Source organism: Cystobacter fuscus, from assembly GCF_002305875.1.
GTDB lineage: Bacteria > Myxococcota > Myxococcia > Myxococcales > Myxococcaceae > Cystobacter > Cystobacter fuscus_A.
The window spans coordinates 401,188-415,907 of the sequence record NZ_CP022098.1 but is presented as its reverse complement, the minus strand read 5'-3'; the positions used below and the strand labels follow the sequence as shown (position 1 = coordinate 415,907).

General features: G+C 68.8%; 11 protein-coding genes. 4 read left to right on the top strand and 7 right to left on the bottom strand.

Translation table 11 applies throughout. From position 1 onward, the window contains the following. Positions 1–6 precede the first annotated feature (6 nt). The 4 genes from CYFUS_RS01775 to CYFUS_RS01760 all read right to left on the bottom strand — a co-directional run bounded on the left by CYFUS_RS01775 (position 7) and on the right by CYFUS_RS01760 (position 4,166). Positions 7–1,470 (bottom strand): RCC1 domain-containing protein, encoded by a 1,464-nt coding sequence (locus tag CYFUS_RS01775; protein WP_157758177.1) that lies wholly within the window; start codon positions 1,468–1,470, stop codon positions 7–9. Next, positions 1,467–2,441, bottom strand: coding sequence for a hypothetical protein (locus CYFUS_RS01770; protein WP_157758176.1), 975 nt, complete (start codon positions 2,439–2,441; stop codon positions 1,467–1,469). The genes CYFUS_RS01775 and CYFUS_RS01770 overlap by 4 nt, the downstream gene beginning before the upstream one ends. 79 nt (positions 2,442–2,520) lie before the next feature. Then, positions 2,521–3,030 (bottom strand): hypothetical protein, encoded by a 510-nt coding sequence (locus CYFUS_RS01765; RefSeq protein ID WP_198316429.1) that lies wholly within the window; start codon positions 3,028–3,030, stop codon positions 2,521–2,523. A 311-nt stretch (positions 3,031–3,341) separates the two neighbouring features. After that, positions 3,342–4,166, bottom strand: a complete 825-nt coding sequence (locus CYFUS_RS01760; protein WP_157758175.1) for a hypothetical protein — start codon at positions 4,164–4,166, stop codon at positions 3,342–3,344. 111 nt (positions 4,167–4,277) lie between these two features. On the opposite strand from CYFUS_RS01760, the gene CYFUS_RS01755 reads away from it, so the two are divergent. The 4 genes from CYFUS_RS01755 to CYFUS_RS01740 all read left to right on the top strand — a co-directional run bounded on the left by CYFUS_RS01755 (position 4,278) and on the right by CYFUS_RS01740 (position 12,204). Then, positions 4,278–4,688, top strand: a complete 411-nt coding sequence (locus CYFUS_RS01755) for a VOC family protein (protein ID WP_095983632.1) — start codon at positions 4,278–4,280, stop codon at positions 4,686–4,688. Positions 4,689–4,767: 79 nt separating this feature from the next. Beyond that, positions 4,768–5,859 (top strand): glycoside hydrolase family 3 N-terminal domain-containing protein, encoded by a 1,092-nt coding sequence (locus CYFUS_RS01750; protein WP_095983631.1) that lies wholly within the window; start codon positions 4,768–4,770, stop codon positions 5,857–5,859. Positions 5,860–5,913: 54 nt separating this feature from the next. Next, the gene (locus CYFUS_RS53750) at positions 5,914–11,742 is read left to right on the top strand and encodes a DUF3320 domain-containing protein (protein ID WP_095983630.1); all 5,829 of its coding nucleotides are present in this window, start codon (positions 5,914–5,916) and stop codon (positions 11,740–11,742) included. An 18-nt stretch (positions 11,743–11,760) separates the two neighbouring features. Further along, positions 11,761–12,204 (top strand): hypothetical protein, encoded by a 444-nt coding sequence (locus CYFUS_RS01740; protein WP_095983629.1) that lies wholly within the window; start codon positions 11,761–11,763, stop codon positions 12,202–12,204. A 191-nt stretch (positions 12,205–12,395) separates the two neighbouring features. Here CYFUS_RS01740 and CYFUS_RS01735 read toward each other — a convergent pair whose 3' ends face one another. The 3 genes from CYFUS_RS01735 to CYFUS_RS01725 all read right to left on the bottom strand — a co-directional run bounded on the left by CYFUS_RS01735 (position 12,396) and on the right by CYFUS_RS01725 (position 14,703). Then, on the bottom strand, positions 12,396–12,899 hold the full coding sequence (locus tag CYFUS_RS01735; RefSeq protein ID WP_095983628.1) for a hypothetical protein: 504 nt from the start codon (positions 12,897–12,899) through the stop codon (positions 12,396–12,398). 21 nt (positions 12,900–12,920) lie between these two features. After that, on the bottom strand, positions 12,921–13,853 hold the full coding sequence (locus tag CYFUS_RS01730) for a hypothetical protein (protein ID WP_095983627.1): 933 nt from the start codon (positions 13,851–13,853) through the stop codon (positions 12,921–12,923). A 175-nt stretch (positions 13,854–14,028) separates the two neighbouring features. Beyond that, a complete protein-coding gene (locus tag CYFUS_RS01725) occupies positions 14,029–14,703 on the bottom strand; it encodes a hypothetical protein (protein ID WP_157758174.1) in 675 nt (224 codons plus the stop codon). Between the last annotated feature and the right edge of the window lie 17 nt (positions 14,704–14,720).

Below are 14,720 nucleotides of genomic sequence, written 5' to 3'. Positions count from 1 at the left end.
TTCAATTCATGGAATTGAAACCCGCTCTGGGGAAAGTCTGACTCCCCCGACGCCGTCGTCACCCCAAGTCCAGAAAACTCCGTTAGAGTTCATGGCCGACACATGGCGCTCGCCAGCGGCGACAAAAGAAACAGGGGCCAAACCAGGTACCTTGGCGGGAACATCCCGAGGTGACGTCGTTCCATCCCCCATCTGACCAGAAACATTGAGCCCCCAGGCCCAGACCTCTCCCTGGGACCCCAAGGCTATTGAGAAATCAGAACCCGCGGCGATCGCGCGGATTTTGCTAAGTCCCGGAATCCGCTTTGGCGAAGACTGAAAGCCGTGCCCCCCAAGACCCAACTGGCCAGAATCATTGTTCCCCCAAGCCCAAACTGTCCCGTCAAAGCTCAGCGCCAATGCATGACGCCGTCCAGCGGCGATTGCGACGATCCCGGGCAAACCGTACACTTTATCTGGGAAATGAGAACCGGATGGCGTGGGTGACATTCTGCTAAAATCATAGCCCCACACCCAAACATCTCCATTGTAACAGAGCGCCATGGAGTAAGACCATCCCGCTGCCAAAGAAGCAATACCCGAAACATTATTTCTCAAATTGACCACCATAGGGCTCTGTCTGATGGTAAGTGCGCCATCACCCAACTGACCGTAATCGTTGCTCCCCCAGGCCCAGACAGTCCCGTTTTGTCCCAGGGCCAACGAGTGAGACGCCCCTGCGGACAGGGAGACGATCTCTCCCAAAGCGGGAATCTGCACTGGCATGGTTTGCGCCCCACCTCCGCCGAGTCCCAACTGCCCGTAGTCGTTGCTCCCCCAAGCCCAAACTGTCCCATCATCGCGCAATGCAAGCGAGTGACCATAGCCCGAAGAGATGGCAGCTACTTTCCCCGGAATGGAAAGCATCCAGGGCGAGGTGCGACCCTGGACCGTACCGTCGCCCAGTTGGCCAGATTCGTTGGCGCCCCATGCCCGGAGGATCAAACCGATGCTCGACAACGCCAACGAGTGGTGTCCAAGGGAAGAGATCGACGGCGTGGGCGTGAGCGGAAATGTCGGCGTCGGCTTCGGGCAAGCCGCAACTGACACCTTGAATTCCTTCGATACCTCACCATGACTGTTCTCAACGGAAACGGAAACAGTTCCTGGCTGAATCATTGGCAAACATGCGGGAGATTTCCAGAGCACCACACTGGAGGTACTCGTAGTCCTAACCGTCTCCAGGGTTCCGATGCTAGCCTCCCATTTGAATGCGAGCCGTTCGGCTGCTCCGTCCTTCGCCGTGACACGAAAGGAGATATGACCGGACGGCTGAGCGGACTCCTGAACAACATCCTCGATGGAAGGAACGCACTGGCCAGGCCGCTTCTCGCAGAAGCCCACCCCCTCCTGCTCGAAATCCACGCAGCCCAATCCAGGGGCAAGCAACAAGAGACCAAGCAGCACCCAAAGCATCCGCGAACTCTTCACGGCCACCTCCCCTGAACAAAAGCGGAAGACCCGTCTACGCTCAGCCCAAGAGATAGAGGCTTGGGAGCAGGCTCGCCCCAGAGGATCATGCCCGCCGCGGAGACAAACGCCAGGGCACTCGCCCCGAAAAGCACGCTGCTCAGTGTTTGCATCGAGCGTCCTGATGAGACGACGTTCTGGACATCCACACTCGAATGAAGGCTGGAATCACCATTACGCAACTGCTCCAGGCGGTGCTGCGAAACCGACCATGAAACAGCCCCCGCGCCCACAAGGAGCACTCCGGCCACGGTGGGAATGAGCGAGAGCTTTCGAACCGTTCCGCTCGCGGGACTCTCGCCTGAATCCGTCAATGGACGTCCCGAGGCAGGCACGAGTCCCGTGCTGACGGGAGACTTCGCCACCACCCGACCCACGTCACTCCTGGCGAGCTGGGCAACGCCTGAAGGAACAGGGACCACTAGAGGAACATCCGGTTCTATTGGCGCAGGCGAATGAGCCGCATCCCCTGGAGATGAGGCCTGGGGGACCTGTTCGCGCTGGAGTGGTGGGCTCCCCTCCGCCAACACCACGATGGAGGGCGAGGTCTTGAGCGCCAGTTCCTGCCTGATGGAGCCGAAGAGCGCATCAATCTTGGGCGCGACCCGCACGGGAAGGCTCACGCCGGGTTTCATCAACAACGCCGTCCGGAAGGCGGTCTCGCCCTTCGCGAACTGCCCTGTCTCACACAGCAAAATTCCCTCGTAAAGGGACAATGCTGATTCATCCTCCGGTCCGCGAGGCAGGCTCCGGGCAAGCTGAAGCATCGCCAAGGCCCTCTCGTACTCGAATTCCTCGTAGAGACGGCTGATCGCGACGATGACGGCCCGCACTTCACCTTCGTCCGAGGCATGACCCGTCCGGGGCAGCAGCAGGCCCAGGACAACAAGAGGAACTCCGAGCCAGGCAACGTTCCGCGACGAGTGTTTCATGTTCGCTGACCTCTTTCGCCCCGAGTGGAACCATGGGTGGAAAAGAGATCAAGTAAAGAGCCAGGTCAGCTTCGAACCATCACGGCTGCGCGTACTGTTGCTCCCAGGCATCTATGGACTGAGCGGCCGCTTGAAGATCCTTCTCGGTACCAGCGGTCCTGATCTGTCGAGCGATGCCCACCAGTTCCCGGAGCGGAACGAGCGTGGAAGAACCATTCGCCTTGAGCAACCGCTCCCTGAGCTGGAGCAACCTCGCCAGGAGAGAGTCACGAGCGGAAGCAGTGGCGGGTCGCGCCTCGGCCTCGCGGACCTCCCTTGAAGGGGCATCCGCGCGAGGAGTGCTCGGCGGGAGGGGCACGGACTCCTGCCGGAGCGGGGACGAGACAGTCATGCGCTCCCGCAGAAGAAGTGACTTCTCGCGGGCAATCCGCTTCTGGATGACCTCGAACTCCTTTTCGACCTTGGGAGCAACGTTCTCGGGAAGCTCCACGTCGGGCCGCAGCAGGAGCGCCTCGTGGAACGCCGTTCGTGCGGGTTCGAAGCGGCCCATCTCGCACAACAGGATTCCCTCATAAAGCAACAGCGTCACTTCCCCGTCCACTCCATGGGGAAGGCGCCGGGCCTTCTGGATCAGACCGAAAGCCTGCTCATACTCGAGTTTCGAGTAGAACTGGGCGATTTCGTGAACGGCTCCCCAGATCTCCTCGTCAGCCTCCGCATGCCCCACCCCGGGGGACAGCAGGACAAAGGCAACACATGGAAATCCAACCAGAACGGACTTCCAGAATGGGTGGCGCATGTTCGGTGACCTCTTTCACCCACCTAAGCACACGGACGAAGACAGGCTCAAGCAAAGAGCGCGAAGGTGGAGCCGGAGGCTCCTATCCTCATGGGCAAGAGTCACGGAGTCGACTGGGCGCTGCCCAGGTTCCGCATTGCCCATGCATCAATGGCGGAAGAGGCCGCCAGGAACTCCGCCCTGGAGGTGGCGGCCCTGATTTGCCGCCCAATGGCACTGAGTTGCTGAAGCGCACTGAGCGGCAGAACGGAATTCATGTCGCGAAACCGCTCGGAAACACTGCCCAGGCGTTTCATGAGAGCAGCCCGCTCGGAGGCGACATCAACCGCGACCTCCTCGCTGGGTTGCTGGGAAGTGGTCTCCACGGGAGCGGACGTCGGCGGCGGTGGCGCGGAGGCCACGGGGACAGGAGCCGCACTCTGATTGACGGCCTGAGCAGCGGCCTTTTTCGTATCCTCCGCCTGAGCAGGTGCCCCGCGCGCTCGTGGCGCGGGTGGCTCTTCCACCGCGGCGGGTTCACGCAACGCGGCAAGCAGGGCCTTCTCGTGGGCGACCGCCAATCGCGTGGCCTCGAAGGACTTCTCGACCTTGGGGGCGACCTTCATGGGCAGCTTCACGTCGGGCCGCACCAGGAGTGCTTCGCGGAACGACACCTGTCCCAAGACGAAGTTCCCCATCTCGCACCACAGGATTCCTTCGTAGAGCGACAGCGCCACCTTCCCATTCACATCCCGGGCGAGGCTCCGGGCACGCTGGAGCTGGACGAAAGCCTGCTCATATTCCAAATCCGCGTATAACCGACCAATCTCCCGGAGGTCATCCAGCGTCTTGTCACCGCCCGCAGCATGTCCCGTCCCAGGAGACAACGAAACCAGGGCAATGAATGAAACTCCCACCAGAGCGGACTTCCAGAATGGATGGCGCATGTTCGGTAACCTCTTCCGCTTCGGGTGAAATCACGGCCGAGGCAGCGGTCAAGTAAAGGCTCCGGAGATTGCCCAGGCCCTGAAGGCAGTGCACCCTCCCCGCCCACGACCATGCTCCCACTGCGTGTCTGCATCGATGTCGCCGATCTCGACCGGGCCCTCGCCTTCTACACCCAGGCCCTCGGTCTGACGCCGGGCCGCCGCCAGGGCTCCGACTGGGCCGAGCTGCTCGGGGCCTCCTCCCCCATCGATCTGCTCGCCAGGCCCTCCGGAAGCCCACCCCACCCGGGCGCTTCCTCCCCGCGCGACTACCGCCGGCACTGGACCCCCGTCCACCTGGACTTCACCGTCACCGACCTCGACGCCGCCGTGCTCCGCGCCCAGGCCGCCGGAGCCACCGTCGACACCGGCATCCAGGCGTTTCCCTGGGGCCGCATGGCCAACCTCGCGGACCCCTTCGGCCATGGCTTCTGTCTCCTGGAGTTCCACGGCCGGGGCTATGACGCGCTCGCCGACCCCTGAACGAGGAGCGAGCACCCATCCAGGCCCCGCCTCGCCCTGGATTGCCCGAACCCGCGCTCCTGGACTATCCCCGTCCCCGATGCCCGCCGTCCCGGCCCTCCTGCTCACCCTGTTCCTGGCCACCGGCGCCGGAGCCACGCCCCCTCGCCCCCCCGCCTTCCCCGAGCGCGCGCCCGATGAGGCCCGCGTGGAGCGCGTGCTCGGCTCCCTGTCGCTCCGGGACAAGGTGGGGCAGTTGCTCCTCGCCTACCCCCAGGTGGGCAAGGACACCCCCGTCGAGGTGGGCGGCGTGCTGTTCGTGGGCGGCACCCTGCGCAAGCCCGACTCGGCCCGGGAGCGCATCCGCTCGTCCCGGGAGCGCGCCCGCGTGCCTCCCTTCTTCGCCGTGGACATCGAGGGCGGCGGCTTCAACCGCCTCTCCCGGCACGCCTCGCTCAAGGAGCTTCCCCTGGCTCGGGACATGGCCTCCCTGGAGGACGCCCAGGTGGAGGACTGGGGCCGGCGCGTGGGCGAGGTCATGCGCCAGGTGGGCCTCAATATGAACCTGGCCCCCGTGTTCGACGTGGCCCCCTCCGGGCACATGTTCCGCAACGGGCGCGCCTTCTCCGGCGAGCCCGAGGTCGTCCAGCGCAAGGCCACCGCCTTCGCCCGCGGCCTCGCCCGCGCCGGCGTGGTCTCCATCGGCAAGCACTTCCCGGGCTATGGGGACCTCGACGCGGACTCAGACCATGTGCACGCCCTCGCCGACTGGAGCCAGGAGCGTGTGCGCCGCGAGGCCTCGGCGTTCCGCGCCGCGGACCGGTTCCTCGGCGGGGTGATGCTGTCGAACATCGTCTACACCGCGTTCGGCCCGGCCCCCGCCATCCTCGAGCCCTCGCTCGTCGCGCTGGCCCACGAGGGCGGTGGCCTCTCGGTGACGGACGACGTGGCCATCCAGGCCCTCGCCGCGCACCTGGGCACCACCCGCGAGGAGGTGGTGCGGCGCGCCTTCCTCGCGGGCAACGATCTCATCCTCACCACCGAGCCCCCCGACTGGTCCGGCGGCCTGGACTACTTCGGCATCCTCACGGAGCTGGTGGGGACGGACGAGGAGCGGCTCGGACGCCTGGACGCCGCGGTACGGCGGGTGCTGCGCCTCAAGGACCGGATGGGGCTCTTGGACGGACGCTGAAGTCCCAGGGGGAGTCCCGTGACGGGCGATGCCGACATGGCATGATCGCCCCACATGTCGACTTCCGCACCCGCCCCGACGCCGTCCCCGGTCCAGGTCGAACTGCTCACCGCGCCCACGCTCACCTTCGCCATGGAGCAGAGCGGCGTGCCGCTCATCCGGGACGTGCTCCTGCGCAACACGAGCGACACGGCGCTCGGCCCCACCATGCTCGAGGTGCGGCTGGAGCCGGACCTGGGCGAGCCCCTCCGGGTACCCGTCCCCCCGCTGCCCGCGGGAGAGGAGACGAACCTCGGGGTGGTGGATCCCCGCCCGCCCCCGGGGCGGCTGCGCTCCGTCATCGAGACCGAGCGCGCCCAACTGCGCTGGACGCTGCGCCGGGAGGACACGACGCTCGCCGAGGGCGCGTCGGACGTGGAGGTGCTGCCCTACAACCACTGGCCCGGGGCACGCGCGCCGTTGGGGCTGCTGGCCTCCTTCGTCACGCCCAACCACCCCGTCATCCCCGAGCTGCTCCAAGACGTGCGGCGGCTGCTCGAACAGGCGGTGGGCGACGGCGCCCTGTGTGGCTACCAGAAGCGAGACCCCCTGCACGTGCACACCCAGGTGGCGGCCCTCTACGAGGCGGTGCAGGCCCTGGGGCTCGGCTACCGGGAGAGTCCCCCGAGCTTCGAGGAGCGGGGCCAGAAGGTGCGCCTGCCGGATCAGCTCCTGCGCGAGCGCGCGGGGTGCTGCCTGGACCTGACGCTCTTCTTCGCCTCGGCGCTCGAGGCCATGGGCCTGCACCCGCTGCTCGTCCTCATCGAGGGTCATGCCTTTCCCGCGGTGTGGCTCATCGACGAGCGCTTCCCCGAGGGCCTCGTCGAGGACGCCGCGCGCCTGCGCAACCTCATCGCGCTCGGCCACCTCCTGCCCTTCGACTCCTCCACGGCCGTGGACGCGGGCCGGCCCATGCTCGACCAGGCCATCACCGTGGCCAGGGAGCACCTCCAGGACGACGCGCGCTTCACCGCCGCGCTCGACGTGCGGGTGCTCCGGCTGGACCGCTACCGGCCCCTGCCCCTGCGCGTCATGGAGACCCCCGCGTCCCAGCTCGCGACCTCCCCCGGGGAGGCCCACGCCCGCATCCGCACCCTGCTCGAGCGCGCCGCCACCACGCCCCCCGTCACCGAGGACAAGCCCGCCTCCGCCCAGGTCGTCTCGCGCTTCAGCAAGTGGAAGGAGAAGCTGCTCGACCTCACCCTGCGCAACAAGCTGCTCAACTTCCGGCTCGACACCCAGGGCGCCCTGCCGCTGCACGTGCCGGACCTCGCGAGCTTCGAGGACCTGTTCTCCAGCGGCGAGCCCTACGAGCTGCTGCCCGCCCCCGAGGAGGACCCCCGGGACGGACGCACGGCGAAGTTGCAGCGCGTCCGGGGCACCGAGGAGGAAGTCGCCGCGCGCCGCCTGGAGGATCTGGGCAAGGGGCGGCTCCACTCGCCGCTGCGCGAGGCCGAGCTGTGGAACCGCGCGCGCAACCTGGACCGCACCGCGCGCACGGACCTGGAGGAAGGTGGAGCGCAGACGCTCTACCTGGGCATCGGCATGCTGCGCTGGCTGGCGGAGGGAGATCCGACGCCGCGGCTCGCTCCGCTGCTGCTCTACCCCGTGGCCTTCCGGCTCGACCGCGATCGCCAGCGGCTGGGCCTCTTGCGCCTGCCGGAGGAGCCGCTGGGCAACGTGACGCTCGCGGAGAAGCTGCGGCGTGACTTCGGCCTCGACGCGAGCTTCCTCACCCAGCTCGAGCCCGACGAGAAGGGCCTGGACGTGGCGGGCATGCTGCGCGCCATGCGCTCGGCCATCCAGAGCCGGCCCGGCTGGGAGGTGCTGGACGAGGCGCACGTGGGCCTCTTCACCTTCACCAAGTTCCTCATGTGGAAGGACCTGGAGGACAACGAGTCCGTCCTGCTCTCCAACCCGCTCGTGCGCCACATCGCCGCCGCGGGCACCTCGGCTCCGCCAGTGCAGGGGCGCGAGTTCCACCCCGAGCTGCTCGACACCGAGCTGCCCGCCGCCGAGCTGCCCTGCGTCGTCAACGCGGACTCCACGCAGATGGCCGCCGTGGCCTCGGCGCTCTCGGGACGCTCCTTCGTGCTCCAGGGCCCGCCCGGCACGGGCAAGTCGCAGACCATCACCAACCTCATCGCCGCCGCGCTCGCCCGGGGCAAGAGCGTCCTCTTCGTCTCCGAGAAGATGGCCGCCCTGGACGTCGTCCACCGCCGCCTCGAGGACGTGGGACTCGGCGACTTCTGCCTGGAGCTGCACAGCCACAAGAGCAACAAGAAGGAGGTGCTCGCCTCCTTCGGCCGCGCCTACGAGCGCACCCGGCGCACGCCCGAGCCTCCCTGGCAGGCACGCTCGCGCGAGCTCTCCACCACGCGCGAGGACCTCAACGCCTACGTGCGCGCGCTGCACCACCCCTGGCCGCTTGGCCTGAGCCTCTATGGCGCCACCAGCCGGCTGCTCTTCCTGCGCGATGCCCCCGAGGTGCGCCTGTCCCTGCCCGCCCCCCAGGAGCTGACCGAGGCGCGCTTCCGCGAGGCCCGCGCCGAGGTGGAGTCCCTGGCGAGCACGCTGCGCGCCGTGCAGGCACTCGGGGAGCACCCGTGGGGCGCCGTGCGCGGCCTCACCTGGTCCAACGCTCTGGAGGAGCAGCTCGAGCGCGCCCTGGACGAGGCCCGAGCCGCGCTCGACGGCGTGGAGAAGACGGCCGCGCCGCTCGCCGCCAGCCTGGCCCTCGAGGTGCCCGCCTCCACCCAGGCGCTGCGTCCGCTGCTCGAGCTGGCCGAGGTGCTCGCCAGTGGGCCCGTGCCCGCCGTGGCCCTGCTCGATGACGCCTGGCCCGAGGTGGCGCGGCGCACCCAGGAGCACGCCCTCGCCCTGCGCGAGCAGTCGTCGCGCGAGAGCCAGCTCGCCGCCCGGTGGAAGCCCGAGCTGTTCACCCTGGAGCTGCCCTCCCTGCACGCCCTCTTCCTCAAGTGGGCCCGGGCCTTCTTCCTCTTCGCCCTCTTCTTCCTGTGGAGCGCGCGCAAGCAACTGGCGGCGCTCGCCACGCGCGGCCTGCCCGGCAACCCGGAGATCGAAAAGGACCTGTCCACCGCCCTGAAGGTCGTGGAGAGCCGGCCGGTGCTCGCCGCCCAGGCCCGTTCGCTCTCGGGCACCCTGAGCGGCGTGCCCCCCGAGTTCATGGACCGCCCCGAGGCGCTCGAGACCCTCGACCAGCGCGTGCTCCAGGTACGCGCCCTGCGCGAGGCCCTGGGCGTGAAGCGCGTGCAACTGCCCTCGGACGCGGCGTCGCGCGAGGTGCTGGCCGCCCAGGCCCTGGCGCTGCGCACCGCCCTGGGGAGGCTCGCCCAGGCCGAGGAAGCCCTCGCCGGACTGCTCCAGGCGCGCCCCTGGGAGCCCCTCACCTCGCCCCGCCATCGCGAGTCGCTCCGCCAGCAGGTGGACGCGTGGAAGTCGGGCCTGCGCGGCCTGCGGCCCTGGTGCCTGTACCAGGCCCAGGCCGAGAAGCTCCGGACGCTCGGCCATGGACGGTTCGTGGACGCGATGGAGGACCAGGGCCTGCCCGCCGACACCCTGGAGCGCACCTTCGAGCGCGCGGTGCTCTCGGCCTGGACGCGGGCGCTGCGCGACGCGGAGCCCGTGCTGCGCGACTTCGAGGGCAGTACCCACTCGGGGCGCATCGAGCGCTTCCGCCGGCTCGATGGGGAGCACGTGTCGCTCTCACGCCAGCATGTCATCGCCTCGCTGGAGCAGAAGCTGCCCACGGGGCTCGCCGCCGCCGCCGACAGCTCCGAGCCCGGCATCCTCGCCCGCGAGCTGCGCAAGAAGGCGCGGCACATGGCGCTGCGCAAGCTGCTCGCCTCCATTCCCCAGCTCTCGCGGCGGCTCAAGCCCTGCTTCCTCATGAGCCCCCTGTCCGTCGCCCAGTACCTCCCGGCGGACGGGCGGCGCTTCGACCTGCTCGTCTTCGACGAGGCGTCGCAGATCGGCACCCATGACGCCATCGGCGCCATCGCCCGGGCCGATCAGGTCATCGTGGTGGGCGACTCGAAGCAGCTCCCCCCCACCACGTTCTTCACCCGCGGCGAGGACACCGAGGCCGTCCCCGACGAGAACGACGTGCTGGAGCTGGAGAGCATCCTGGAGGAGGCGCTCGCCAAGCAGTTGCCGCAACAGATGCTCGGCTGGCACTACCGCAGCCGCCACGACAGCCTCATCGACTTCAGCAACCGGCAGTACTACGAGGGCCGCCTGCACGTGTTCCCCGCCGCCCGGGCGCGCGTGGAGGACCTGGGCGTCAAGTGGCACCCCGTGCCCGACGGCGTCTACCAGTCGCGCACGAGTGGCAAGACGGCCGCCATCAATCCCCGCGAGGCCAGGGTGCTGGTGGACGAGCTGGTCCAGACGCTGCGCCGCCATGCGCCGCACGAGCGCACCTTCGGGGTGGTCACCTTCAGCGTGGTGCAGCAGCAGCTCATCCTGGAGCTGCTCGACGCCGAGCGCGCACGCTTCCCGGAGATCGAGCCCCACTTCAGCTCGGCCGAGCCGGTGTTCGTGAAGAACCTGGAGAACGTGCAGGGCGACGAGCGGGACGAGATCTTCTTCAGCATCTGCTACGCGAAGGACGACACGGGCAAGCTGCGCATGCACTTCGGCCCGCTGAGCCGCGCGGGTGGAGAGCGGCGGCTGAACGTGGCCATCACCCGCGCGCGCTGCTGCCTGCGGGTGTTCTCCACGCTGACGCACGATCAGATCGATCTCACGCGCACGGCGGCCGTGGGAGCGCGCCACCTGCGCGAGTTCCTGCGCAAGGCGGCCGAGGCGGCGGCCCCGGTGGCCCACGCGGCCGAGCGCAAGCCCGAGGGCGCGCTGGAAGCCGAGGTGGCCGAGGCGCTGCGGGGCCTGGGCCACACGGTGCACGCGGACGTGGGCAGCGGGGGCTACCGGGTGGACCTCGCGGTGGCGCACCCCGAGCGGCCGGGCGAGTACGTGCTGGGAGTGGAGTGTGATGGGCCGCACTACCGCTCGGCGGCGAGCGCGCGGGACCGGGACAGGCTGCGCGCGGAGGTGCTCCAGGGGCTCGGCTGGCGGCTGCACCGCGTGTGGTCCTCCGACTGGGCCACGAACCGCGAGGCCCAGGTGAAGGCGCTCGGGACGGCGGTGCGGGACGCGTTGGAGGCCAGCAACCAGCCCGCGGCGCCACCGCCTCCCGCGCCCGTGCCAGTCACCGAGGCGGCGCCCGCCGAGGAGGCTCCGCCCGAGCCACTGGCGCTCCAGGACGAGGCCCGGGCCGTGCGGCCCTACGTGCCCACGAAGCTGCCGCCGGTGAAGGCCGGCACGGACTTCTTCGCGCCCACGGCCTCCGCGCGCCTGCGCGAGCAGATCCACCTGGTGTTGGAGCAGGAGGGGCCGGTGCACGAGGAGCTGCTCGCGCGGCGGCTCTTGGAGTCCTGGGGGCTGCAGAAGCTGACGCCGCGGGTGCGCCAGCGCATCGAGGAGCAGGTGGCGGAGCTGACGAAGCGGGGGGCGGTGATCGAACGGGGAGACTTCCTCTGGTCGGGAGCCAACGGCCCCGAGCGCTACACGGACTTCCGGGGAGCGCACCCCGAGCGCGAGGCGGCACAACTACCCACCGAGGAGGTGGCCAACGCGGCGGCCTGGGTGCTGTCACAGGCGCTGTCGCTCGGCCAGGAGGATCTGCTGCGCGCGACGGGCAAGCTCTTCGGGGTGCAGCGGCTCACGCGCACGGTGCTGCCGGTGTTGCAGGGGGGCCTGGCGCTGCTCGCGAGCCAGGGCCGGTGCGTGGTGGAGGACGAACGCGTGGTGTGGAAGGGTTAGGCCTCGAGGGGAACCAACATGTCATTCCAGAGAGAAGAGCGTGAGGGCGGAGAGGTCTGGCTGAAGAGCGAGCGGTGCACGTTCATCTACTGGCGGCCACGGCCGGGCGTGGTGGTGCTCCGCATCGTGGGGGAGGACCGGGGCGAGTTCGGCACCACCCCCATGGACGAGCTGCGCGGGGACATCAGCCGCTACGCCCCCATCGAGCTGTTCATCGAAATGGAGAACTCGGCGGAGGCCAGGCTGCCCGTGCAGGAGGCGTGGACCGAGTGGTTCAACACCCACCGCTCGGCGCTCAAGAGCGTGAGCATCCTCACGCGCAGCAAGTACATGCACTTCACCGCCGAGATGGTGAAGTTCTTCTCCCGCACGGGCGAGCTCATCCGCGTCTATCTGGAGGAGGCCCCCTTCGAGGAGGCCCTGCAGCGCGCGGCCCCCAGCGCCCGGAGGCCGCGCACGTAGACGTCAAGGCGTGGCGGCGCGGATCTCCGTGAGCGCCTGCTCGAGTGCGTTGCGCAAGGCGGCCGGGTCGTCGGCCCGGAAGAAGCTGACCTGGTCGAAAAGTGCGATGCTTTGGAGCATGATTTGAAAGGAATTGAAGCCCGGGAAGGCGTGCCTGGCGGGCTCCCCCGGCGAGGGGAGCCCAGGCCGGCTCAGCGCTTCTCGAGTTCCTCGGGGTGGAAGACGCGCGAGGCGACGCGATCGAGCACCTCGTCGCCCCACACGAGGCTCGCCTTCGCCAGGCGCTTCATGTCCCGGGCGAAGGCGGCGCCCTCGGGCACCACGGAGTACTCGCGGCTGAGGAACAGGCCGCGATTCTCCCGCTCGTAATCCACCGAGCCACCGCCCGTGTCCGTGCCCTCGCGCGCCTCGGCCTCGAAGCCCTCGATGACGCCCGGCCTGGGCGGCTCATTGAAGCGGTACACGAGCGCGCTGCACTCGAGCGCCCCACGGTCCTCGTGGTACTCGAAGTACACCTGGGCACCGCCCACGGCGAAGCCCCCGAACCCCTGGGGGTTGAGGCCGGGGCCGGGCGCGGCGCCCAGGGTGCGCATGAACCAGCGCACCAGCTCGCCGGCCGTCTCCCGCGTCAGGGGGCCTCCACTCGCGGGTGGGGGCGGACCGAGCCCCACCGCGGACATCAACCATTGGAGCATGCTGTACGCACCCTTTCGTGACTAACGGCCCGCGCGCGCCTGCTCGAAGGGGACGCGTTGCTGCAGGTAGACGTTGTCGAACGAGTGCGTCCCGTCGATACCCGAGCCCTGCTCGAAGCGGCGGATGACGGCGCCCTTGCCCCCGTCGCGCGCCCACTCGTCCACGCCATCTCCGTCTCCCTGGCCGAACCACGTGGGCACGATGTCGTTCTTGTTCACGTAATGCACGTACTGGGGGCCATCCGGGAAGTGGGCCGCGGCGCCGCCGAAGGTCTCCACCTTGATCTTGCTCATCGCCTTCTCCACCTGGGCCGAGGACAGTCCGTCCTCGATGCGCAGGCGGTTGGCCACGTCGTTGAGGGCGCGGCTGGTGACGAGCGCGCCCTGGCTGTGCGCCATCAGGTGCACGCCCCGGCCCGCCTTGAGCTCCGAGTAGACGGTGTCCGCCATCGTGTCCACGGCCGGGTTCTTGCCCTTGTCCAGCTTGTCATTCACACACTGGGCCAGGTCGGCGATCATGCCCTCGGTGGCGTTGTGCACGCCGATGACCTTCGCGCCCGTGCGATCCGCGAGCTTCTGCATGCTCGCGAACTGCGTGTCCTTGTTGTTGTTGATGCCGTTGACGTAGAGGAGCGTCTCGGTCGGCTGGGCGTTGTTGCGCGGGGTGACGCCCGGCACCTGGTTCAGCGGCGTGCCCGGCGGGAACGTCGCGCCCTTGGCCCCCACCAGCACCCCGTCATACTTCTTGTCCCCGCCCCCGAAGATGCCGCCGAGCAGCTTGTTCGCCGGCCCGCTACGTGCCGCGCCCGACTTCTCGAAGCCGTCAGCGCGCACCTCCGTCGTCGGGGGCGTCACCAGCGCTCCTGGCGTGGGCACGGGCTGCTTCTCGGCGGGAGCCGCTGACGGGGCCGTGCGCGAGGAGGGGGAGGCGGAGTTGCGGCCGATGAGCGTCATGAAGGACTCCCGTCTGTCTGGAAAAAGTGAACGGCTTTGAAGAAGTTATCGTAAAAATCAGAGAACATGTTGCGCCTACTGTCCTACTTTTTCCCACGAATACGGACAGCCCCCTGGCGCGGGAAGCGCAGGGGGCGGCGAGAGAAGGGCTGAACCCCCAACCCGGAGGAGCGGCTCACCGGGTGGGGAGGATCTCGATGCGCGTCACCGGGTTGCCCGGGGAGGACAGGTTCGCGGAGGTGCGCACGCGCGTTCCCTCCTCGAGGCTTTGCAGGGACACCCGCTGTCTGCCGCGCAGGACCTGGACGTTGCTCGCGAGGGGCAGGGTGGTGGAGACGCCCCCTTCCTCCACGAGGACGAGCTGCTGGCCGGACACGGAGCGCACACGGCCGGTATGCAGGACATTGGCGAGGGCGTAGCCCGAGTCGTCCGCCGAGGGCCCCGAGCCCGTGGGGGAGCCGATGCTCGTGGGGGAGCCGATGCCCGTGGCGCCCTCGGGGGCCTCGGCATTGGGGTTTCCGATGGCCGAGGTCCGACCCGTGCCGTCACCGGTCGTGCCCGTGCCGCCCGGGCCGCCCGGGCCGCTGCCGCCCACGCCCTGCTCCGAGGAGGACACGGGCGCATTGGACTGGGCCTGCGCGAGCTGGGCGCGCATCCTCGCGAGTTGCTGCTGGAGCTGGGCCACCTGCGTGCGCAGCCGGGCCACTTCCAGGCGCTGTTGGGCCTCGGTCTCGGCCTGCGACTGCGTGCCGCCGTCCTGCTCCGTCTGGGCGGCCCCCTGCTCCGCGCCCAGCACGAGGGCCATGCCGAGCGCCGCCACGCCCAATCCCATCCAGGTCTGTCTTGCCATTGGACTTGCGCTCCCTT